This window comes from Catenovulum agarivorans YM01 (assembly GCF_000281085.1).
GTDB classification, from domain to species: domain Bacteria; phylum Pseudomonadota; class Gammaproteobacteria; order Enterobacterales; family Alteromonadaceae; genus Catenovulum; species Catenovulum agarivorans.
In genome coordinates this window covers 229,400-252,256 of sequence record NZ_JH767524.1, presented here as the reverse complement: position 1 = coordinate 252,256, position 22,857 = coordinate 229,400, and the positions used below count along the sequence as shown (strand labels likewise).

Here is a 22,857-nt window from a genome sequence, read left to right as displayed (position 1 = left end):
TTATTTAGTGGCGGGTATGAAAAGCTTGTTAAATAAGTTGGGCGTATTAATTGTAGCCGTATGGATACAGGTTCCTGCTTTAGCTTTTGGTACAGTATTTACCTATATGGGTAACGAATCGTCGCTGGATGAACGTAATACTTACGATAGGCGTCTGTTAGAATTAGCCTTAGAAAAAACCGTTGCTGAATACGGCCCTTATACCATGCAACCAAGTGGCGAGGGTTTAAGTTTAAGCCGCTTAATTAAGTTGGCAGAAAGTAAACACTATCCAAATTTCTTTTTTAAATTTTCTGCTACCGATGAAATGCTAAGTAAGTTTTTGGCAATTCAAATTCCTGCTGATCGTGGTGTAGTTGGTTATCGGGTTGCCTTTGTTCACCAAGATAACCTGAATGCATTTAATAAAGTGACAGATATAAGTTCGCTGGCCAAATATTCTATTGTGCAAGGTATAGGCTGGCTAGACACCTCAATAATGCAGTACAACAAACTAAGTGTTTTCCAAGTGAGTAATTACATCAGTATGTTTGCTATGGTTGAGCGCAAACGGGTCGATTTATTTTTTCGAGGTGTCAATGAAATTGCTAACGAATATGCCGATTTTTCTCTAACGCACAATAACTTACGTACAGAACCAAATTTGTTATTGGTTTACCCGTTGCCTAGATTTTTTATGACTTCTAAAGACAATGTTAGCAATGCTAAACGTGTTGAATTGGGTCTACAAAGAGCATGGAAAGATGGCAGTTTTGTTGCCTTATGGCGAGAGAATCATTTCGCTAGTTTAGCCAAAGCACAACTGGCGAAACGTAAAATAATTCAGTTGGAAAATCCGTTTATTACAACATTAGATCCCAACTATACCCAATATAACTTTACCATTAGTGAATTGCTTAATGAGCCAGCGGCAGTGCAAAACTAAATTCACTGCCGTGTTGTGGTTTAGATGCGACTCTAATTTCGCTATTGTGCAGTTTAAGTAAATGATTGACTATTGCTAAACCTAATCCGGCATTAAGCTGCTGACTTTTACTATTGCTCGCTTTGTATTTAGCTTGAAAAATATGCTCAAGCTCGTGATCAGGTATACCCACGCCAGAATCTATAATTTTAATAATGGATTGTTCTGAGTTTACCTGAATAACGGCATCTATATTGCCGTTTTCTGGCGTGTGGCGAATGGCATTGTCGATTAAATTGACCAAGATGCGTTCAAGTTTCGCTATGTCAGCAATGACCATAGGAGATGAATTATCTGCGGCTATAACCTTTATTTTTACCTTAGCTTGTTGTGCTTGAAAGCTTAGACGCTGCACAACATCTAACGCCAATTCTACTAAATTAATGTTTTCAAAATGGGTTTTGATATCACCATTTTCTAGCCTTGCTAGCTCAAATAATGCTTCAACTAATTGACCTAACTGTTGGGCATTTTTATGCGCACTTTCAATAAGTAGTGGGCTTTTTTGTTGCTCTTTGGCGATAAGCCAGGTTTCTAAATAACCATTGAGTGCTGTCAGTGGCGTTCTAAAATCATGTGATATATGCGAAAGCAGTTCTGTGCGCAGTTGTTCAGTTGATTTTATTTGGCTAAATTGTTGTTGAATATGTGCCGCAGCAAGCTGAATATCTTGTTGCAACAAAACAATTTCGTCAGAGCTAAACCAATGTTTTTGTTGTTGGGGTAATTGGCTAAAGTGACTATCTACAAAACTATGCAATTGTTGGCTAACTTGGCGCACAGGGCGGCTAACAATATGGATAATTAAAGCTAATACTATGGCTGCAAATAATAAGCTCAAAAGCAGAATAATTAAGCCATTTTGTAAAACTTGGCTAGCAGACAGCATATCCACCAAGCCCGTTAACTTTTGTCCACCAATCACGACATACAAGTAACCTGTTATGTCACCTTGAGGCGTATATATTGGTGCTGCTGAGAATATTTTGCTTTTCCCCGGTGTACGTGGATCACTGCCATAAATTGGGTACCGCTGACCAACTAAAAAACTATTGATGGGTGCTAAATCTATTTGCTTAAGTTTAACCACATCGTCGGGTGCTGAATACGCAAGAATATTGCCGTTTGCATCTGTTGCGTAGAACTCCCATTCTGGCCCTAATAACATTTGGGTATGGAATACTTGTTTTAAATCAGCTTTGTTAATTATGCCGTTTTGTAAATCTAGGCTGTCATGAATCAGGTGATGGGCTAGTTCGTGATGAAGCTGTTGTTTAACTTCGTGGCTAAAGGTCTGGCTGCTCGATACATACCAGTTAAAAGCAAAAGCACTAAATAATAGAAATAATAAACCAAATAATAAACTTAAACGTGCGGCTAATGAGTTAAACATAAGTTTGTCCTAATGCGACAGCAGGCTGGGCGCTACAAATTTATAGCCGACACCCCATACGGTTTGTAGCCATCTTGGATTAGTTGGATCATCTTCTAATTTGGCGCGCAGTCGATTAACCGTCGAGTTAACTGTATGCGCTGAATTAGCATGTTGATAACCCCAAATTTGCTCTAATAAGTGTTCGCGCGAAAATACTCGGCTTGGCTGTTGCGCTAAAAAATGTAGCAGTTCAAACTCTTTATGGCTGATATCTTGAAATTCACCATTGAGTTTTATTTGATAGCGATTTGGGTCTATTTCTAGCTGCTCAAAAGTGAGCACTTGTTGCAAATGTTCAGTGTTATCGCCGCCAGTTAAATTTTGTAAGCGACGTAAGTGCGCTTTTACCCTAGCTTGCAGCTCTAATACAGAAAAAGGTTTAGTTAAATAATCGTCCGCACCACTTTCAAGGCCGACAACTAAATCAAGCTCAGACGATTTAGCCGTTAGCATAATAATTGGAATATTTGGATGTAATTGACGCATACGCTTACACAACTTGAGCCCATCTGTACCGGGCAACATAATGTCAAAAATAGCCAGATCATAATTTTGATTTAGCTGTTTATATGCAGTATTACCGTCGCTAAATACGGTGATTTTATGATCTAACATGCCCAAATTTATCGACACTATGTTGGCGATATCTGGATTATCTTCCACCAATAAAATATGTTTACACATAGTCGCTCCCTATCATCTACCCAAGCTGGTTTAGATAGAGAGCGTGTTTTCCACAACTTTATTGCATGCGGGTTATGGTTATTTTTGTGACAGGGTTATCAAATTTGTGCTCTGGGCTGAGCATTGAGCCAGTTAGCTCGGCATTTGATAAAACACCTGGGTGAATATGCACTCGGTCTACGTCGTTACGAGTATTGTTATAACCTTCACCACCTGCTGCGGGTCCAGGCAAATTAATTTCATCATTTGCTTCTGTACCTGCATCGTACGCCATAGTGGTGTAATGCATGCTCATGCCAACTTCAAGGTTTGATAAATCAATACCTGTTTTACCGGTAAAGGCATCATTGGTATTAACCAGCATAGTCGCAACAGATAGGTACATATAATTTTCATACATGCTTTCTATCATCCAACTTTGGCTATGGCCTGGCATTAAAATGCCATCACCTGAGTAGGCCATTTTCACTGCAGATAACTCGGCAATTTTGCTGTTGTCACCACCTTCAGCCATAACTTCAATCGCGCTGCTGGCCATTTCACCTGCCATCCACAATTTGGTGGAAGCATTGTGCAAAGTTAAACTCACCGGAGACAAAGGCTGTGCTTGGGTTAAGTTAGTCACTGTTACTTGGTAGTGATAACTTTCGTGCATGTCTTTATCTTTGTCGTCATCATCGTCGCCGTTTATGTCTATGCTACAACCGCTTAATACTGACATACCTGCAATTAGTGATAACCAAACAAGACTATGAGCGGGTTTAAATTGAGTTTTCATAACCGACTCCTTACTTAACTGTTACCACTAATTTTGCAACTGGGTTTAACCAACGGTGTACTCGGCTATCCACATCTGAAATACCGCCTGTGGCGTCAGTGTCACCAATATTGCCTGGGTGGATATGTACCATGTTGTTGCTTTCAGTGCTGCGCACGCCAGATGCACCAGTACCACCATCGCTATTTGGTGCAACTGGAATACCGGGTGTGCCAGAAGCACCACCACCATTGATAATTTCATCGTTTGCTTCAGTGCCTGCATCATAAGCATTTAACCATACAGTGTAAGTGCCAGCTTCTGATGGAATTTTCCAGCTATCTAAACCAACAAAACCATCGTTAGTTGGCAATAACATAGCTGTTAATGACAAATACATATTGTCTTGGGTATCTAGCATGGCCATAGTCATAGCACCTGCGCCTAACATACCTTGCGCTGGATTCTCGACTACAACACCACCAGCAGTTGTTACTTGGCTAGATAAATCATCAATTGCGCCACCTTCAGCCATTTTTTGTAATGCGGCAGACGCGGTATCACCTACTTTAAACAACATAGTTTGGCTGTCGTGCGCTGCCACTACTACAGGGGTAAAGGTAATGCCGTGAGTTAAGTTATAAAGTTTAATATCTAGTTCAGCTGCTTGAGCTGAAAAAGCTGTTGCAGCCAATGCTGCAGCCATGACTGCGTTTTTTGCGAGTGATTGAGCTGTTTTTTTCATTTTGATTCTCCGTCAAAGAAATTGAGTTATCAGGTCAGAATCATTGTCGAAAATAACTATCGCAAAACAATATAAGTAATTATCACAAAAGTATCCCAAGTTGTTTTCGTACAATAGTTCGAGGTGTGGAGTTTGGGTGATTGTTTAATCTGTGTAGGACATTAGACTCAGATCTAAGCTTTAATAGCAGGGATTAGCACCAAAGTGCTAGAGCATAATTATCGCAAAAACGCAGCAAGTACGTCCTTGTATGCTTCGCTTTTTCATCCATGAAAAAGAGATTTTGCTCTAAATTATTGCTCTATCACTTTTCAGAAATCACCTTAATAAAAGAAAATTCAAATGAATCTAACTTTAAAACTAGCCCAACAACTAATCACCAACACAATTGAAATTGCCACCAGCAAAAATCAGCATGTCGCAGTCGCGATAGTGGATACTCACGGCGAATTGCTCGCCTATGCCAAAATGGATGGCACCGCCTTTCATGCCGGTGTGCTTGCACAAAACAAAGCTTATACCTCAGCGCGAGATAGACAAAAAACATCGTCACTCGCAAAGTGGGCGCAACAAACAGGTAAAGATCTAGCTTATTGGACGGATGCTAAATTTACCGGTATCGCAGGTGGTGTACCTATTGAAAGCAACCAAGGTGCAATTGGCGCAATTGGCATTAGTGGTTTAGCTGAAGAAGATGACGAAGCGTTAGCGTTAAATGTGCTGAAGATTAGTTTATAGTTTGCCGTTTATCACGGCTATAAACCGCTTGTCATGTTTATTTGTCAAAACATCTTCACACAAGTAGATTTAGCCCTTGGGTAAGTTGTTGTAAGTTCAGTTATGTCATTTTGGTCAAAAGAGCCATTGTTTTGGCTGTTCCATTTTATTATCTTTTTTTGTTACCTGCTGGTGGTCGCAGTATTAATGCTGCCATCGCCTGATTGGTTGCTGTACACAGTACTGAGCTCAGGTAGCAAAATTTTGTTTATGTTGCTCGGCTGTTTTGTCTTTCGTTATTTGTATTTAAAAAATGCTTGGCAACACCTCAACCTGTATCGCTTAGCCAAATATATTGCGCTGGCGAGTTTAATTGTCAGCACGCTTGCTTGTTCGTTGAGCATGGCTGTTAGCTTCCTGTCTGCAAAGTGGGTATTGGTTGAAAGCTTATATCAAAGTGTGATTGTGCAAGGTGAAACTAAACACAGGGTGTTAGAGCTAGCGTGGAATGTGTTTAGCTGCATGTTTATTGTGTTGGGTTGGTGTGCGCTGTATTGTTTTGTCGAACACCGCAAATTACATTTTGCAACTAAGCTGGAAAACTTACAGCTGCAGCAGGCGTTAAAACAAGCGCAATTGGATGCCTTGCACACTCAACTTAACCCACACTTTTTGTTTAATAGTTTAAATAATATCCGCAGTTTAATTCGCATTAACGCTGAGCAAGCAATTGAGATGATAACTGCGTTGTCGCAAATCTTGCGTTTTTCACTTGCTCATCAACAAACAGATAAAATTCCACTGGCGAGTGAACTCGCGATAGTAGATTGTTTAATTGATATTGCCCAATTGCAATTTGCCGAGCGCTTAGTTTTTAGCAAACACATTGACCAGGGTTTAGAACAAGCGCTGGTGCCACCTTTGGCGATACAAACACTGGTTGAAAATGCGCTGAAACACGGGGTAGATCAACGCAAATCCGCCACTGAACTTAAGCTAATAATTAAGCATGACAAGCAGCAATTAAACATTGAAGTGAGTAATTGTGGCACGCTTAATCCCACACATAAACAAACTTCTAGCCAAGATAAAACGGGTGTTGGTTTAAGCAACTTAACGCAAAGACTACAGCTGGTTTATGCCAACCAAGCTAACTTTCAACTAACAGAAACTGACGGAAAAGTTGTTGCTCAGCTGAATATGCCGCTGCAATTAGGATAAGAAAATGCGTACATTGATTGTTGAAGACTCATATCTGGCCCGAGAAGACTTAAAAGCCATGTTGGCAAAACACCCAGAAATAGAGTTAGTTGCTGAAGCGAGCAATGTAGTAGAAGCACTCGAGCTGATAAAACAGCAACAGGCTAGACAACAAACAATTGAGTTAATCTTGTTGGATATTCATTTGCCAGAGCAAGATGGTTTTGCTTTGCTTGAGCAAATTAACACCGAAGTGAAAGTAATATTTATTACTGCTTATTCAGAGTATGCGATTAGGTCGTTCGACTATCACACAGTCGATTATTTGGTAAAACCTGTGCATCCACAAAGGTTAGCTGCAGCAATCAAAAAATTGCACATGCCAGAAACAAGCGAGCCTGAAGTTGTGAGTTCGCCATTTTCTGAACAAGATAGAATTTTTGTCAAAGATGGCGACAATTGTTATTTGGTTGCCCTTAAACAAATTCAGCGCATTGAAAATTGTGGCAATCACTCACTACTGTATTTTTATCAGCACAGCCACAGCAGTCAATTGCACAAAGCTTTTGTATATAAGTCTTTGCTGAAACTGGCAGAGCGTTTGCCTGAGCAGATGTTTTTTCGTGCTAACCGACAAAATATTGTTAATTTAACTTATGTTGAAAACGTCGAACCTTGGGTTAATGGCGGCTTTCGCTTAACCCTAAATAATGCTCATTTAGTTGAAGTTTCGCGCAGGCATGCCAGCCAACTAAAAAACAATTATGCCTTTTAGCCGACTATTCTGCCGCTTATCATAATTTACAACATCTTATTAACCTCTGTGATTAGACTGATATTCCCAAGCTCTGAAACATGCATCTTCAAGTAGCTTGGGTATATACCTGCAACTAGCAGGCACACATACAAACGATAAACAAAAACAGAGGGAACACAGTGAAAAACTTTAAACCCAACCTACTTATGTTGGCGCTTACTGCTGCTGGCATATCTGCTCCAACGACAATCTTGGCACAACAAAATAATGTAATAGAACAAGATGAAGAAACCGAAGTTATAGAAATTCGTGGTATTCGCCGCAGTATTTTAGGCTCAATTGATAAAAAGCGTTTTAACGACACTGTTAGTGAAGTAATAGACGCGGGTGATTTAAACTCATTGCCAGACGTATCTATAGCAGACGCTTTGGGGCGTTTACCTGGCGTGACAACTATTCGCGCCAGTGGCCAATCGTCTCAATTAAATATTCGTGGTATGGATGGCGACTTTATTCAAACCACACTCAATGGTCGTGAGCAGGCTAGTACCAGTGGTTATACTGCTGGTAGCCGTTGGATCTCTTTTGACCAATATCCGGCAGAATTAATTAATCAAGCTGCTGTATATAAGTCACCTAAAGCTTCTTTAGTTGAAGGTGGGGTTGCCGCAACTGTTGAGTTAAAAACCGCTAATCCACTTAACGCGGAAAAACAGCACAGCTTTTCTGGCTCAGCTCGATATTCTTGGAATGACGAAGCGGATGATATCGACGGCGAAAAATCAGGTCACAGACTGAGTTTGTCGTACCAAGGTAAATTTTTAAACGATACTTTAGGGGTCGCAGCAGGTGTGGCAGTGCTTGACCAACCTAATTTCTTTAAAGGTTTTGATGCACACGAGCCAAGCAATCGCCAAGATTATCGCCAAGATGACACTCGAGTACGCTCACTTGATGGCATACAGCTGAGATATGCACGTGGTAAAGACGAGCGTACCGGCATGTTATTCACTACTGTCTATCAACCAACAGATAATTTTAAAGTTGCAGTTGATTACTTCCGCTCTACGTTCAAGTCAGAAGACTTTCGCCACGGCCTAAATTTCGAAGGCATGGAAAAGTCGATAAACCTTTATGATGTGGCAAACCCAGTTTATGAAATTGTTCCACAAGCTGAAGGTGCACTAGACGACAACGACTGGTTAGTTGGTGGTACAGTGCACAATATGGCGTACAACGGCCCTTGGTTTGAAATGCGCTCAGAAGACCAAACAACAGATGCAACTACCGACAGCTATGGTTTAAATGTTGAATATTTAGGTGACAAACTGGAAGTAAAACTTGATATCGCGCGCAGTGAAGGCGAAAAAACGCGTATGGATATGATAGCGAGTATGCATGCTTATGAGTTTGGCACTGACACAGTTACAGATGATGACGGAAACCAAGTACAAGTAGACACTTGGCAAGAAAAGTCAGACCAACAAATTACTTTTGCTTATCAAAATCAGCAAATGCCAAGTGTGGCGCTCAATACTGATTACACAGATCTAGACTACATGCGTTTAGGTATTTTTGAGCGCTTCCCGCACAGATATACAGATAAAATAGACAGCGCCAAACTAGATTTTAAATTGCATCTAGAAAGTGATTTTTTCACTTCAATTGAATTTGGTACTCGTTTGTCTGAGCGTCGTTTTGGAGATAAACGTAGTGTATTTAGATGGGGCACACGTGAAGGGCAAAAAGGTTACCAAATGCCAGATGGCGCAGTGGTAAGCGACCCGAATACCACCTGTGAGTTTAATCATTATGGTTACGATTGTACGCCAAGATCGCTGGATGGTTTTACCAAGGTTACTGAGTTAGACGGTATTCAATTTCTTGAAATTACTGACATGGCAGGCCTAGCTGACGCAACATTTGGCGCTGGTGGTTATGAAGCGCAGCAAACTTGGAATCACAACTGGACTTTAATTGAAAGTGGCTCGGTTGAAGAAAAAGTTAGTGCTGGATATGTAATGGCTAACTTTAATACCGACCTTGGGAATGTTGGGGTAACAGGTAACTTTGGTGTACGTGTTGTCAGAACTGATACCAAAACCATAGGTATTCAGCAGCTACAAGGTGGCTTGGTTGGCGATGAAATTACTGATGACAATGGTGTTACCCGTAATGACTACGAAAATGTCAAATACGGCCCTGAATATACTGATACCTTGCCATCGATAAACTTAAATTTCCAAATATCAGAGCAAGAGCAAATCCGTTTTGCTGCGGCTAAAGTATTAGGTCGTCCACCTGTTTATCAATTGCGTGGTGGCGCTGGCTCTTGGGCAGACACTGCCAACGATGGTACTAGTCCTAGATACAATGTTTGGTCTAAAGGTAATCCAAACTTAGATCCGTTTAGAGCGACTCAGTACGATCTTTCATACGAATATTTCACCGAGAATGGTGGCGCATTTACCGCGGCTATTTTCTATAAAGACATTGAATCAGTTGTTGAATCAATTACCTATAACGAAGGGGATATCGCTTGGTCTGAAATTGGTTTAGAAGCACCTGAAGGTTTTGTTGAAGGCCAGTATCAAACGGTACGCAACACAGCTGAAGGCGGTTATATGCAAGGTTTAGAGCTTGCTTTCACCACAATATTCGACCAATTACCTGGCGTGTTTTCTGGTTTAGGGATTAACGCCAACTACTCATATACCGACAGTGAAATAGGTTTAGACGGTGGTAATACCTTTACCAATGTGCAGGTGAGTTTGCCTGGTTTATCTGAGCACGTTTGGAGCGCAACTGTATTTTGGGATATCGATAATTTAAGTACCCATTTTAATGCTAGGTATCGCGACGAATACATCTACAACGGTGCAACACCGGGTGGTGCGACTTTTGAGCTAGCAGACGAATACCTAATTGTTGACTGGCAAGTAAGTTATAACTTCAACAATGGGGTAGATGCCGTGCTGCAAGTGAATAACTTAACCAATGAGTCCAATTCATCGACTTATGGCACACCGTTATCCACAGGGCGTTACCATAGTTTTGGCCGTCAATTCTTTGTTGGCGCAAACTTCAACTTTTAGTTGTCGCTAACATAACTAAGCTCGCAGCTATATGGCTGTGAGCTTTTATCAACAGAGTTACGGAGCAAGCTAGATGAAAAAAATATGCATCTTAGGTGGCGGCACTGCAGGTTGGATGACGGCATGTTTAATGGCAAAACATTGGCTCAACCGCCACGCAGACAGCCCAACTGAAAAAGTGCAAATCACGCTAATTGAATCAGATAAAGTACCAAGTGTTGGTGTAGGTGAAGGTTCAACTCCACAACTTAAAAAACTATTTGATACATTGGATATTAGCGAACAAGAATGGATGCCAGTTTGCCATGCCACATACAAAAATGGCATTCGTTTTGTCGATTGGTCTACTCGCGCTGGTTTTAAACAATACTTCCATCCTTTTCCGACACAAGTGGATGATCACACAGTGCCAGGTTTTTTTCACAACAGCTTTTTAATTCGAAAGGGCATTGATTTAAACGCACATCCAGATCACTTTTTTCTGACTACGCATTTAGCCAAGCAGAATAAAGCGCCTATTTCAGCGGCAAACTTTCCGTTTGAAGTAAACTATGGTTATCACTTTGACGCGGCCAAAGTCGCACGCATACTCAAAAGCAAAGCCCAGCAGTTGGGGGTAACAGTAGCGAGCGCAACTATTGAGCATGTTGAGCAAGATATTGCCGGCAACATAAATCAGCTATTCGCGCAAGACGGCCAAACCTTTTCAGCTGATTATTTTGTTGATTGCTCAGGCTTTCAATCTCTTCTATTACAGCAGAGCCTTGCCGTACCTTTCCAGTTGTTTGCCAACAATTTATTTAATGACAAAGCTGTGGTGTTAAGTGTGCCCCGCAACAAGCAGCAGCCACTAATGAGCCAAACAATTTCCACTGCACTAAAGCATGGTTGGATGTGGCAAATACCGCTGCAACACAGAACAGGTTTTGGTTATGTTTATAGCAGTGGATACACAAATGCAGAGCAGGCCGAACGAGAACTGCGTATAAGGTTAAATATTGAAGCGAGTGACATATCAGCGCGGCATATTAATATGCGAGTTGGGCAGGTAGATAAGCATTGGTATAAAAACTGTGTGGCTATTGGTTTGTCACAAGGTTTTATCGAACCATTAGAAGCAACCGCTTTGCATATAGTGCAAGAAGGTATAGAAGGTTTTATTGATGCGCTGAGTAAAGGTGGCTTTAGCAACCAATTACAAGCGGAATACAACCAACAAATGACAGCACGTTTTAATGCGATCCGCGATTATATTGTTGCGCATTACAAGCTGAACACACGCAGTGACACACTTTATTGGCGTGATAATGCAGCTAATCAAAACTTGTCAGACTCTTTACAGCACATTTTAAAAACTTGGTTTAGCGGTCAGAATTTGTCTGATGAATTAACACGCCAGCAAATCGATAAGTATTACCCGAGCGTATCTTGGCATTGTTTATTGGCAGGGTATGGGCATTTCCCAGAAAAATCGCAGCTGATTGAAGGCAATGACTTTGCTAAACAATACTCCATAGACAAAATTCAGCAATTTATCCACGCTTGTGGTTTAAATTACCCTTCACAGGCTCAAACTCTAGGTATGTAACATGTCGGCCAATGAATCATTAGCCTTCAAACTAAAATGCATTGAAGCTGTTGTTCACAGCAATACAAGTTTATGCGCTGTCGCTGAACAAAATAATGTTGGTAAACGCAAATTACTGCAGTGGATCACCCAATATCGCCGCGGCGAATTGTACCGGCAGCATATTAATGAGCTCAATCAACTTCAATACACAGTTGTAGATCTTGAGCGCCAGCTTAAAGACCTACAACAACTTACTAAAATGCTGCATATTAAAGCTGAAAGTTAACTTAATCGTTTACATTGGGTTTTTAAGCGCTTTTTCTGCTTATTTGAATTGTTTTTTCACTCTTTTTCGACTACTTTCTTATCTATTGTTAAATATATGTATGTTGTTTTGCTGGTTTTGTGAGCAAAAGTTGTTGACGTAGTAAAAATGATCGATTAGATTGTGTAAATGTTTACATTTAATTTCAATTTAAACTGATTTTTTTTGTTTTTTAATGTAAATGATTACATTGGCAAAGGGGCCACAATCAAGTTTTCCAACACATGGGTGAACACAAATGAAAAATAATAAGTTTAATAAAACAAAACTTGCAACTAGTTTGTCACTGGTTTTGAGTACCACTGCATTTACATCTGCACCTGTATTTGCAGAAGAGGCGGCGGATACTGAAGTTATTCAAGTAAAAGGTATACGCGGCAGTTTAATGCGTTCAATGGATGTTAAACGAGAAGCACCGGGTATTGTCGATGCAATTTCTGCCGAAGATATGGGTAAGTTTCCTGATACCAACTTAGCGGAATCACTACAACGTATTACTGGTGTATCAATTGATCGCAGTAATGGTGAAGGTAGTAAAGTTACAGTGCGTGGTTTTGGCCCGGATTACAACTTAGTTACGTTAAATGGTCGTCAAATGCCGACAGCCAATATTAATGCGACTAGCGCTTCCGATTCTCGGTCATTCGATTTTGCTAACTTAGCGTCTGAAGGTGTAAGTGGTGTTGAAGTATATAAAACCGGCCGTGCAAATATTGCAACAGGTGGTATCGGCTCTACGATTAACTTGTCTACCCACAGACCACTTGCTTCACCAGGTTTAAAATTAACTGTTGGAGTTAAAGCTGTTCACGATACTTCGACAGATTCTGGCGACTCGTTAACACCAGAAATTTCTGGTTTGTTTAGTAATACATTTGCCGACGACACTATAGGTATTTCTTTTTCTGGTAGCTATCAAAATCGCCAAAATGGTGCGGCTCGTGCAGAAGTGGGTAATGGTTGGCGATCATTTAATGCTGGTGACGAAGGTTGGGGAACTATACCCGCAGCACCAACCGATGACTCGGTTGATCCACATGTAAATCAGCCTACTTCTGGCGTGTATTCAGTGCCTCAGAATTTGTTATATGGTTTTAAAGAAGTTGACCGAACTCGCACGAACGGCCAATTAACTTTGCAATTTAGACCATTTGACGCGTTAACTGCGACACTAGATTATACTTATTCTAAGTATGATGTAGATGTGCAGCAAAATATTCATTCTGTGTGGATGAACTTCGGTCATACCTCTAGCGTGTGGACGGATACAAGCTCAGATGGGGTTGCAGCGCCTATAATTATCACTGAAAACAATACAGGTGTTGCACCAGAGGTTGATACACCATTTGGTCATCAACCTGGAGACTTAACCTATGCTGACTTAGTGAGTCAAGTTGAAAAAAGCGGCCAAGTGAATGAAAATAAATCAGTTGGTTTTAACTTAGAGTATCAAGCAACTGATAATTTAAAATTTACTTTGGATTACCATAGCTCAAGTGCTGAAGCTAAACCAAACACCATTTACGGTAACAGTAATACCATTCAAATGGCGACTAATATTCGCGGTGAAACCACAATTGATTTTAGCTCCGAATTCCCAGTCGCAAGCGTTAAATTTCCATCTGAATATTCGATAGATGACTTCGACGGTGCTAAGGATAACCCGTTAGATTATACCTCTCATTTAGAACCAGATCGTGTGCGAACGACAGGGACCAGTTTCCGTAACTCATACATGAGATCGGAAATTGACCAGTTACAATTAAATGGTAAGTGGACTTTTGATGATGGCGTAGTTGAAAGTATCGACTTTGGTATCGGCAATAATGTTGTCGACAATCGTAATGCCTATGGTTTTGCTGAGCGCGCAACTTGGGGTGGGGTTGGTCAATTTGATGATGTGCCGAACGAATTATTAGAAGCAAGCCGCTCTACTATGGCAGATCGCTTCGATAACTTGCCAGGTGATAAATCAAATATGATTAACGAATTTTGGGCGCCGGATTTTGATGCCATAGCAAAAATAGTCGGTGAGAAATATGGTGATGTAAACGACCCTGCGACTTGGCCTTGTGGTACAACTATCTGTGCGCCTTCTGAATATTCAGAAGACAGACGTACCAAAGAAGAATCGTTAAGTGCTTATGTTATGTCTAAATTAGTATTTGATATAGGCCCAATGCCCGCGACTATTTATGCCGGTTTACGTTATGAAAAAACCGATGTCACCTCTAATACATTGTTACCGACAATCAATCGCGTTGGTTGGATCTCAGACAATGAGTTTAAGATTGAGCGTGGCGAACAAGTGTTTGCTCATGGCACAGGCAGTTACAACTATGTCTTACCTAATCTAGACATTCAATTAGAAGTAATCGACGATTTATTGGTTAAAGCTTCTTATAGCGAAACTATTGGACGTGCGGCGTATGGTAATTTAACTGCAGGGCAAAGATTAAATGAAGTTCGTTTAGATAAAGCAACCGGTAGCTGGGGTAACCCTGATCTCTTGCCTGTCGAATCACAGAATATTGATTTATCTGTTGAGTGGTATTATGCAGAAGGTAGTTACATCTCAGTTGGTTATTTTGATAAATCTGTTGACAACTTTATCGCGACTAAAACCTTTATTGATTCGCCATTTAACGTTACAAGCCCTGTGTTAGGTGATAGATATAATGACGCGGTTGCTCAGGTTGGCGATGATAGCCCTGCCGATATCCGTGCTGAAATTATCAATCAAAATGGAATTGATGGTACTTATATCGAAGGGCCAAATGCAACAACGGGTGAAGCAGCGAAAATTTGGGGCCATCCGACTGAAAACGACATACTGAGTATTGAATTTAGCCAACCGGTAAATCAAGACAAGAAAACCTTAGATGGTTTCGAATTTGCTGTACAACACCTATTTGGCGACTCAGGATTTGGCGCAATTGTTAATGCCACTTTTGTAAATAGTGACCTGACATATGACAATGGTGTACTAGGAGACCAAGAAGCACCGCTTATTGGTTTGTCAGATTCATACAACATTGTAGGTTTTTATGACAAAGACGGTTTGCAGATACGCTTAGCTTATAACTGGCGTGATGATTTCTTGAAAGATACAGATGATCCAATTGGTCCAGCACCTGTATACACTCAGGCGTATGGCCAGTTAGATGCTAATGTTAGTTTCGAGATTAACGAGAATTTCTCGATATTTGCTGAGGCGATAAACTTAACCGATGAATATACCCGCGACTATGGTCGTCATCAGTTAATGACTTATTTAATTGAGCAAACCGGTACTCGCTATAACTTTGGTGCACGTTACACCTTCTAAAACCTTTGTTTGACCTTGTAGTAACCTTAGTGTGCCGCTAATTGAGTTATCATTAGCGGCTTTTTTGATTTAGATTAACTCAATACTATTGCTGATGATGTTAATCGTTTGTTATGCTGCAGGTTATGAATGCGCTTTCTTTTGTGGAAAGTAAATAATAAGACCCTAAACGGGCAGTATAAGTTTAAACATAAGGCATACACATGAATAAAGTTACAAAAGTAGTGATTGCAGGTGGTGGTACCGCAGGATGGATGGCAGCGGCAGCACTAACCAAATTGATCAATAACTTAGAAGTCACCTTAATTGAATCAGAAGAAATCGGAACAGTTGGTGTGGGTGAGGCAACCATACCAACCCTCATTTTTTACCACAGACTGTTAAAAATTAATGAAGCTGAGTTTATGAAGGCGGTGAATGCCACCTTTAAGCTTGGGATCAGTTTTGAAAATTGGCGCGATGTAAATGAAGATTATATTCATGCGTTTGGGGTAACCGGCCGCGATTGTTGGGCTGCGGGTTTTCAACACTTTTGGAAAAAAGGTCGTGACAAGGGTTTTGCGTCTGACTATGGTGATTATTGCATCGAGCAAGTCGCGGCTAAACGCAACCGTTTCGCGCAACTGCCAAAAAACGGTATTAACTACGCTTATCATATGGATGCTTCTTTATATGCTAAGTTTTTACGAGGTATAGCTGAGCAGCACGGCATTAAACGCATTGAAGGCAAAATTGGCAAAGTAAATGTGTGTTCTGAAAATGGTTTTATTCAGTCTCTTGAAATGGAAAATGGCCAAGTTATTGAAGGCGATTTATTTTTAGATTGCACTGGCCAGCGTGGATTATTGATAGAGCAAACATTACACGCAGGATTTGAAGATTGGTCACATTGGTTGCCTTGCGATAGCGCAATTGCCATTCAAACAAAAGCTGTCGAGAAACCACGCGCCTATACTCGCTCTATTGCGCACCCGTTTGGCTGGCAGTGGCGCATTCCACTGCAAAATCGTGTTGGCAACGGCATAGTTTATTCAAGCAAATATGTCTCAGATGACGAGGCAAAACAAACCCTGCTAAACAATATTGAAGGTGAGGCGTTAACCGAGCCAAGAGTGATCAAATTTAGAACTGGTACACGCCGTAAACATTGGCATAAAAACTGTGTGGCAGTTGGTTTATCCAGCGGCTTTTTAGAGCCACTAGAGTCAACCAGTATTCATTTAATTCAACAAGCTATCGTGCGTTTGTTACGCATATTCCCATACGATGGGGTTAAACAGTGTGATATCGACGAGTTTAATGAACAAACTAAAGTTGATGTGGAAGCCATCCGCGACTTTATTATTATGCACTATAAAGTGACCAACAGAGATGACGCCGACTTCTGGCATTACTGCCGAAATATGCAAGTGCCTGAGACGCTTGCACATAGGTTAGAGCTGTTTCAACAAACCGGTAAAGTATTTAGAAAAAATAACGAGCTGTTTGATGATTCGTGGCAGCAAGTCATGATAGGTCAAGGTTTAGTACCTGAACATTATCATCCGATTGTTGATAATATGTCGGATGAAGAGCTACAAAACTTCTTAAAATCTATTAAAGATGGCATTGACAATACGGTTAATCAGTTGCCTGAGCATTGGCAGTTTATTCAGCAGTTTTGTCCGTCGCCACTTGCGAATTAGCAAGAACTCTCAGAGAAAAAAGGGGCGCTCAATGAGCGCCCCTTTTACCAATTCACTTAACCCGAATGACTCACATATAGTACGGCTTTCTATGGCTTGAAAGCAGCTTAAATTTGCGATTGTAAGTAGTTTTGAATACCCAACATTTTGATTAAGCGCAATTGTTGCTCTAACCAATATGCGTGATCTTCTTCAGTGTCGTCGAGTAATTTTTCAAGCATTTCACGGGTTACGTAATCTTGCTCTTTTTCACACAATGCGATGACTTCTTTTAATGCTTTGCCTACTGCATATTCAACACGTAAATCACTTTCTAACATAGAAGGAACATCTGTACCTATAACTAAACCATCTCGTTTAGTCATGTCTGGTGTGCCTTCTAAAAATAAAATACGCTCGATTAACAAAGAGGCATGTGACTTCTCGTCATCAAATTCGTGGTCAATACGTTCGTATAACTTATTTAAGCCCCAGTCTTGGTACATGCGTGAATGGATAAAGTATTGATCCATTGCTGCTAATTCGAACGCTAACAATTTGTTAAGCGATTTGATTACTTTAGCATTGCCTTTCATGGTCATATCCTCCAATTACAGTTGCGATTGGAGATAGTTGGCAATCCCCATATTGTCGATTTGGTATTGTTGGGTTTCAATCCAATCAATATGCTCTTCTTCATATTCTAAAATTTCTTCTAAAATATCTCGAGTTACATAATCTTGCGCAGTTTCACACAAAGCGACAGCTTGTTTTAATAAAGCGACTTGTTCAACTTGAAACTCCATATCGCACTTGAGCATTTCTTCAGTGCTTTCGCCAATACGAAGTGAGCCTAAACGCTGTAAATTTGGTAAACCTTCTAGCATTAAAACACGCTCGATAATTTCGTCAGCTTGTTTCATGTCTTTAATCGATTTTTTGTAACTTTTTTCGTTTAATTCAGATAGTCCCCAATTTTTGTACATACGAGCATGTAAGAAAAATTGGTTAATAGAGGTAAGCTCTGCAGTCAGAACTTTATTCAACATATCAATAACTTGCTTGTCACCTTTCATGGTATGCCTCACGCGCGTTACGCCAAAGATGAACAAAGTATAGACTAAATTTGATTTTTGTCAAAAAAATCTTTAAAATTCAATGGTTTGCAAAGAATAACTGTTCTCATTACCATTCCTGTTATTGCTACTGCTGCTGATAATTATTGCAAAGACAATTGTAAGGGAGGGAATATATATGACCAGTATTTTACTAGTGAGGCAGTGTATCTAGAAATCTAAGTTAGTATTTGAAATTAATAACAAAAAAGGAGCCTAAGCTCCTTTTAATCGTTAAGCATTAATTGACTTATGTTTATTAAAGCAATACACGTGCTCTAATTGTGCCGTCAATTGCTTTTAATTGGTTTAATGCAGCTTCGCTGTCGTCAGAATCTACTTCTAATACAACGTAACCTATGTCAGCAACAGTTTGTAAGAACTGAGCTGAAATATTAATACCTTTTTCAGCAAACGCCTGGTTAATTTTAGTTAACACACCAGGTTGGTTTTTGTGGATGTGTAACAAGCGGCTGCGGCCTTCGTGTGAAGGTAGAGAAACTTCAGGGAAGTTAACCGCTGATAACGTAGAACCATTGTCACTGTATTTAGCCAATTTACCCGCTACTTCAATACCAATGTTTTCTTGCGCTTCTAACGTTGAACCACCAATGTGTGGGGTTAACAATACATTGCCTAGGCCACGTAAAGGCGTTACGAACTCTTCGTCATTTGACTTAGGTTCAACTGGGAATACGTCAATTGCAGCGCCACCTAAATGTGGTTGCTCACCAGCTAAAAACTCAGCTAAAGCTTCGATATCAACGACTGTACCGCGAGAAGCATTTAAGAACATAGCGCCTTTTTTCATCGCTTTGAACTGCTCTGCACCAAACATATCTTTAGTGCTGGCATTTTCTGGTACGTGTAAACTTACCGCATCAGCTTGTGCTAATAACTCGTTCATATCGTGAACTTGTTTTGCATTGCCTAGTGGTAATTTATCTTCGATATCGTAGAAAATAACGTTCATACCAATAGTTTCAGCCAAAATACCTAACTGAGTGCCTATATGGCCGTAACCGATAATACCTAGCGTTTTGCCACGAGCTTCAATAGAGCCGTTAGCTGATTTTTCCCAAATACCTTGATGAGCTAACATGCTCTTTTCAGGGATACGACGGAACAATAATAAAATTTCGCCGATAACTAATTCAGCAACTGAACGCGTATTTGAGAAAGGTGCGTTAAATACCGGAATACCGAATTCTTGTGCTGCTTGTAAATCAACTTGGTTTGTACCAATACAAAAACAGCCAACACCGATTAATTTTTCAGCTTGTTGTAAAATTTCACGAGTTAAATGAGTACGTGAACGAATACCAACAAAATGTGCATCTTTAATTGCAGCTAGCAACTCGTCTTCTGGTAACGAGGCTTTGTGGTACTCAATATTGGTATAACCCGCATTGTTCAAAGTTTTAACCGCACTTTGATGCACACCTTCTAATAAAAGGATTTTGATTTTATCTTTAGATAAAGAATATTTACTCATTGGGTTTCCAGGGCATTACTTTAAATTGGGCGCAATTATATACTCAAACTACCTGAAGATGCTAGATTTCAGCAATAGATAAAAAGCATTTAGACAAGGCATTGATTGCTGGCAATGGTGGACCCTTATCAAAATCAATAACGCAGTATAAATGCTTTTTAGCATTGCCCTTCGGGAGCTTCTCAGAGCCCCCACTACTGCGTTATGTTAATTTGAAAGGTGCCTACATTCCCGCATTAACATGCCTTGTATTGAGAGCTCTGAGATAGCTCTGAAAATAGCAGCTTCAGGTAGTTTGAGTATTTAAAAAAAACGCATCTTTTTTTGCGTTATTTTTAGCCGGAAAAACGGTTAGGTTTCTCTGAAGTTCGGCTAAAATAACAAGATTTAACAGCTTGTTTAACGGGTTTTAACACCATTGTCGGTTGCAACTAAAACCACATCGGCACCACGCATAGCAAATAAGCCATTAGTAACCACACCAACAATTTGGTTTAACTTGCTTTCTAGCTCAACTGCATCGGTAATTTGTAAGTTGTGTACATCTAAAATCACGTTGCCATTGTCGGTTACTACGCCTTGACGATATACAGGATCACCACCTAATTTAACAATTTCGCGTGCCACATAGCTGCGTGCCATAGGGATAACTTCAACCGGTAATGGGAACTTACCCATAACGTCAACTTCTTTTGAGTCGTCAACAATACAAATAAAGCGTTTAGCTACAGCTGATACAATTTTTTCGCGGGTGAGAGCTGCGCCACCACCTTTTATCATGTGGCTTTGTGGATTAACTTCGTCAGCGCCATCAACATAAATGTCAAATGAGTCAACTTCGTTTAAATCAAATACTTCTATGCCTAAAGCTTTTAGTCTTTCAGTTGATGCTTCAGAGCTAGACACAGCGCCTTTCAAATCATCGGCGAGTGGGGCTAATGCATCGATAAAAAAGTTAGTAGTACTTCCTGTGCCAACGCCAACAATACTGCCTTTTTCAACGTATTGAATAGCAGCTTCGGCGACAGCTTTTTTCTTTTCATTCTGGTTCATGTGCGACGGCTCCTCGTAAAAGTGGCGACAGTATAACTAACCTCGAGCTTGCTTAACAACTTAGTCGTTTTTTATTTGCGATTATTTCATTTAAACCAGTTGCATATTTATATAATAAATTTAGTATATAACAAAAATATTATGGAGCGTGTTTTGAAAATATTGTTCTTGTGCACTGAAAATTCTGCACGGTCGATTATGGCCGAAGCTTTGCTCAAACATCATGGTAAAGGGAAATACCAAGTGTATAGCGCTGGTTCCAATCCTGGTGAAGTTGATGCTCGTACCTTGTCCGCTATTGAGCATTTTGGTTTGCCAACAGAAAACTTAACTTCCAAGCATGTGGATGAATTTGCTGAACAACATTTTGATTATGTTATTACCTTGTGTGATAAAGCGGCCACCGAATGTGATGGCAGAGTGAATGGTAGCAATTGTTTGGCATGGGATTTTACTGGGCCTAAATCACGCGAAGGGGCAAATCCATTTGAAAAAACGCTGCAAGAACTCAACGAACGGATAAAAACTTTTTCACTTGAATTAGAGCACTTAAAACCTGATTCAATTTCGCCGACGCGCTTTTATAAGTCTCTAGCGGATGATATTCGGCTAAAAACTTTATTGATTATCGCGGTTGAGCAAGAGGTATGCGTATGTGAATTAATGGTTGCACTTGCACAAGACAGTCAGCCAAAGGTTTCACGTCATCTAGCTCAGTTAAAAAAAGCAGGTATTTTGTCCGATCGTAAATACCAACAGTGGGTTTTTTATTCACTTAACCCAACTTTACCCATTTGGATGAAACAAGTGATTACCTCAACTGTGGTTAACGAACCCAATTTTATCGAACAAGAACTCAATAGGCTAAATGTTATGGGTGACCGGCCTGCACGTATGGCTAAATGCTGTAGTTAACAAGGGGATATTGTGGGAAGTTTTGAACGTTATTTATCTGTGTGGGTGGCGATAGCTATTGTTATAGGAATTGGCCTTGGTTTGCTTTATCCCAGCGTGTTTGCGTTTGTTGCTCAGCTAGAAGTTGCTAAAGTGAATTTGGTAATTGCTGTACTCATTTGGTTAATGATCTATCCAATGATGGTACAAATTGAATTTGCGAGCATTCGAGAAGTTGGGAAAAATCCACAAGGTGTGGTGTTAACTCTTGTAATTAACTGGTTGATAAAACCTTTTTCTATGGCTGCACTTGGATGGTGGTTTTTTGAAGGTATATTTGCTGACTGGGTGTCTGCGCAAACCGCACAAGAATATATAGCTGGTATGATTTTATTGGGGGTAGCGCCATGTACAGCCATGGTATTTGTTTGGTCACATTTAACCAAAGGAGATGCCAATTACACCCTAGTTCAAGTATCAATTAACGACATTATTATGATATTTGCTTTTGCGCCAATAGCCGGATATTTACTTGGTGTGTCGGATATTCAGGTACCTTGGGGTACTTTGCTCATATCAGTTGTTTTGTACGTGATATTCCCGCTATTTGCGGGCGTATTAACGCGTAATTACTTAAATAAATCTGCCGAAAATAACGCGGCTATTAGTCAATTACTCAATAAACTTAAACCTTTTTCAATTATCGGTTTATTGGCGACTGTAGTTTTGTTGTTTGCATTTCAGGCCAATACCATTGTGGCACAGCCGTTAAATTTAGTGCTAATCGCTATTCCGCTGTTATTACAAACCTACGGTATTTTCGCAATTACATTTTTTATCGCATTAAAACTTAAATTAAAGCACAGCATAGCCGCGCCAGCTTGTTTAATTGGAACATCAAACTTTTTTGAATTGGCAGTGGCCGTTGCTATCTCGTTATTTGGATTACACTCGGGGGCCGCTTTGGCCACTGTTGTAGGCGTATTGGTTGAAGTGCCAGTGATGTTGTCTCTTGTTGCATTAGTGAACAGAACTCGACACTGGTTTGAATAGACAGTT

General features: G+C 40.3%; 19 protein-coding genes. 11 read left to right on the top strand and 8 right to left on the bottom strand.

Translation table 11 applies throughout. The features are described 5' to 3' along the window. Positions 1-16: 16 nt before the first annotated feature. Positions 17-925 (top strand): hypothetical protein, encoded by a 909-nt coding sequence (locus tag WSC_RS22110; RefSeq protein WP_016955239.1) that lies wholly within the window; start codon positions 17-19, stop codon positions 923-925. Here the strand turns inward: WSC_RS22110 and WSC_RS0107165 are convergent. From WSC_RS0107165 to WSC_RS0107150, 4 genes are read right to left on the bottom strand one after another with little or no spacing between them, the layout of a single operon-like run. Then, positions 897-2,357 (bottom strand): sensor histidine kinase, encoded by a 1,461-nt coding sequence (locus WSC_RS0107165; RefSeq protein WP_016955238.1) that lies wholly within the window; start codon positions 2,355-2,357, stop codon positions 897-899. The two genes, WSC_RS22110 and WSC_RS0107165, sit on opposite strands and share 29 nt — an antisense overlap. A gap of 9 nt (positions 2,358-2,366) precedes the next feature. Next, complete coding sequence (locus tag WSC_RS0107160) at positions 2,367-3,083, bottom strand: response regulator transcription factor (RefSeq protein WP_016955237.1); 717 nt, start codon at positions 3,081-3,083, stop codon at positions 2,367-2,369. 58 nt (positions 3,084-3,141) lie between these two features. Further along, entirely contained in the window at positions 3,142-3,861 is a 720-nt protein-coding gene (locus tag WSC_RS0107155) for a spondin domain-containing protein (RefSeq protein ID WP_016955236.1), read from the bottom strand. 10 nt (positions 3,862-3,871) lie between these two features. Further along, the gene (locus WSC_RS0107150) at positions 3,872-4,585 is read right to left on the bottom strand and encodes a spondin domain-containing protein (RefSeq protein WP_016955235.1); all 714 of its coding nucleotides are present in this window, start codon (positions 4,583-4,585) and stop codon (positions 3,872-3,874) included. 342 nt (positions 4,586-4,927) lie between these two features. Here WSC_RS0107150 and WSC_RS0107145 point away from each other — a divergent pair, with 342 nt between their 5' ends. From WSC_RS0107145 to WSC_RS0107110, 8 genes are all read left to right on the top strand, one after another. Further along, positions 4,928-5,323 (top strand): GlcG/HbpS family heme-binding protein, encoded by a 396-nt coding sequence (locus tag WSC_RS0107145; protein ID WP_016955234.1) that lies wholly within the window; start codon positions 4,928-4,930, stop codon positions 5,321-5,323. Between the two features lie 102 nt (positions 5,324-5,425). Beyond that, positions 5,426-6,523 (top strand): sensor histidine kinase, encoded by a 1,098-nt coding sequence (locus WSC_RS24015; protein WP_016955233.1) that lies wholly within the window; start codon positions 5,426-5,428, stop codon positions 6,521-6,523. Positions 6,524-6,527: 4 nt separating this feature from the next. Continuing rightward, entirely contained in the window at positions 6,528-7,277 is a 750-nt protein-coding gene (locus tag WSC_RS0107135; protein WP_016955232.1) for a LytR/AlgR family response regulator transcription factor, read from the top strand. 161 nt (positions 7,278-7,438) lie between these two features. Continuing rightward, entirely contained in the window at positions 7,439-10,354 is a 2,916-nt protein-coding gene (locus WSC_RS0107130; RefSeq protein ID WP_085953481.1) for a TonB-dependent receptor, read from the top strand. A 73-nt stretch (positions 10,355-10,427) separates the two neighbouring features. After that, positions 10,428-11,942 (top strand): tryptophan halogenase family protein, encoded by a 1,515-nt coding sequence (locus WSC_RS0107125; RefSeq protein WP_016955230.1) that lies wholly within the window; start codon positions 10,428-10,430, stop codon positions 11,940-11,942. Between the two features lies 1 nt (position 11,943). Further along, positions 11,944-12,210, top strand: a complete 267-nt coding sequence (locus WSC_RS0107120; protein WP_016955229.1) for a transposase — start codon at positions 11,944-11,946, stop codon at positions 12,208-12,210. Positions 12,211-12,487: 277 nt separating this feature from the next. Then, positions 12,488-15,577: a TonB-dependent receptor gene (locus WSC_RS0107115; RefSeq protein ID WP_016955228.1), complete on the top strand. Its 3,090-nt coding sequence runs from the start codon at positions 12,488-12,490 to the stop codon at positions 15,575-15,577. Positions 15,578-15,780: 203 nt separating this feature from the next. Continuing rightward, complete coding sequence (locus WSC_RS0107110) at positions 15,781-17,262, top strand: tryptophan halogenase family protein (protein WP_016955227.1); 1,482 nt, start codon at positions 15,781-15,783, stop codon at positions 17,260-17,262. Positions 17,263-17,369: 107 nt separating this feature from the next. Here WSC_RS0107110 and bfr (WSC_RS0107105) read toward each other — a convergent pair whose 3' ends face one another. From bfr (WSC_RS0107105) to rpiA, 4 genes are all read right to left on the bottom strand, one after another. Next, entirely contained in the window at positions 17,370-17,837 is a 468-nt protein-coding gene (gene bfr, locus WSC_RS0107105; RefSeq protein ID WP_016955226.1) for a bacterioferritin, read from the bottom strand. Between the two features lie 15 nt (positions 17,838-17,852). Further along, the gene (gene bfr, locus WSC_RS0107100; RefSeq protein ID WP_016955225.1) at positions 17,853-18,317 is read right to left on the bottom strand and encodes a bacterioferritin; all 465 of its coding nucleotides are present in this window, start codon (positions 18,315-18,317) and stop codon (positions 17,853-17,855) included. Between the two features lie 298 nt (positions 18,318-18,615). Continuing rightward, positions 18,616-19,851, bottom strand: coding sequence for a phosphoglycerate dehydrogenase (serA, locus tag WSC_RS0107095; protein WP_016955224.1), 1,236 nt, complete (start codon positions 19,849-19,851; stop codon positions 18,616-18,618). Positions 19,852-20,250: 399 nt separating this feature from the next. Then, positions 20,251-20,904, bottom strand: a complete 654-nt coding sequence (gene rpiA, locus WSC_RS0107090) for a ribose-5-phosphate isomerase RpiA (protein ID WP_016955223.1) — start codon at positions 20,902-20,904, stop codon at positions 20,251-20,253. Between the two features lie 153 nt (positions 20,905-21,057). Here rpiA and WSC_RS0107085 point away from each other — a divergent pair, with 153 nt between their 5' ends. After that, on the top strand, positions 21,058-21,819 hold the full coding sequence (locus tag WSC_RS0107085) for a metalloregulator ArsR/SmtB family transcription factor (RefSeq protein WP_026016711.1): 762 nt from the start codon (positions 21,058-21,060) through the stop codon (positions 21,817-21,819). A 12-nt stretch (positions 21,820-21,831) separates the two neighbouring features. Next, a complete protein-coding gene (gene arsB / locus WSC_RS0107080; protein ID WP_016955221.1) occupies positions 21,832-22,851 on the top strand; it encodes an ACR3 family arsenite efflux transporter in 1,020 nt (339 codons plus the stop codon). The last annotated feature ends 6 nt before the right edge of the window (positions 22,852-22,857 follow it).

Bases quoted from the DNA above. Each gene is read 5' to 3' on its own strand.
- WSC_RS22110 (WP_016955239.1), top strand. From the start codon at position 17: ATGAAAAGCTTGTTAAATAAGTTGGGCGTATTAATTGTAGCCGTATGG.
- WSC_RS0107165 (WP_016955238.1), bottom strand. From the start codon at position 2,357: ATGTTTAACTCATTAGCCGCACGTTTAAGTTTATTATTTGGTTTATTA.
- WSC_RS0107160 (WP_016955237.1), bottom strand. From the start codon at position 3,083: ATGTGTAAACATATTTTATTGGTGGAAGATAATCCAGATATCGCCAAC.
- WSC_RS0107155 (WP_016955236.1), bottom strand. From the start codon at position 3,861: ATGAAAACTCAATTTAAACCCGCTCATAGTCTTGTTTGGTTATCACTA.
- WSC_RS0107150 (WP_016955235.1), bottom strand. From the start codon at position 4,585: ATGAAAAAAACAGCTCAATCACTCGCAAAAAACGCAGTCATGGCTGCA.
- WSC_RS0107145 (WP_016955234.1), top strand. From the start codon at position 4,928: ATGAATCTAACTTTAAAACTAGCCCAACAACTAATCACCAACACAATT.
- WSC_RS24015 (WP_016955233.1), top strand. From the start codon at position 5,426: ATGTCATTTTGGTCAAAAGAGCCATTGTTTTGGCTGTTCCATTTTATT.
- WSC_RS0107135 (WP_016955232.1), top strand. From the start codon at position 6,528: ATGCGTACATTGATTGTTGAAGACTCATATCTGGCCCGAGAAGACTTA.
- WSC_RS0107125 (WP_016955230.1), top strand. From the start codon at position 10,428: ATGAAAAAAATATGCATCTTAGGTGGCGGCACTGCAGGTTGGATGACG.
- WSC_RS0107120 (WP_016955229.1), top strand. From the start codon at position 11,944: ATGTCGGCCAATGAATCATTAGCCTTCAAACTAAAATGCATTGAAGCT.
- WSC_RS0107115 (WP_016955228.1), top strand. From the start codon at position 12,488: ATGAAAAATAATAAGTTTAATAAAACAAAACTTGCAACTAGTTTGTCA.
- WSC_RS0107110 (WP_016955227.1), top strand. From the start codon at position 15,781: ATGAATAAAGTTACAAAAGTAGTGATTGCAGGTGGTGGTACCGCAGGA.
- bfr (WP_016955226.1), bottom strand. From the start codon at position 17,837: ATGAAAGGCAATGCTAAAGTAATCAAATCGCTTAACAAATTGTTAGCG.
- bfr (WP_016955225.1), bottom strand. From the start codon at position 18,317: ATGAAAGGTGACAAGCAAGTTATTGATATGTTGAATAAAGTTCTGACT.
- serA (WP_016955224.1), bottom strand. From the start codon at position 19,851: ATGAGTAAATATTCTTTATCTAAAGATAAAATCAAAATCCTTTTATTA.
- rpiA (WP_016955223.1), bottom strand. From the start codon at position 20,904: ATGAACCAGAATGAAAAGAAAAAAGCTGTCGCCGAAGCTGCTATTCAA.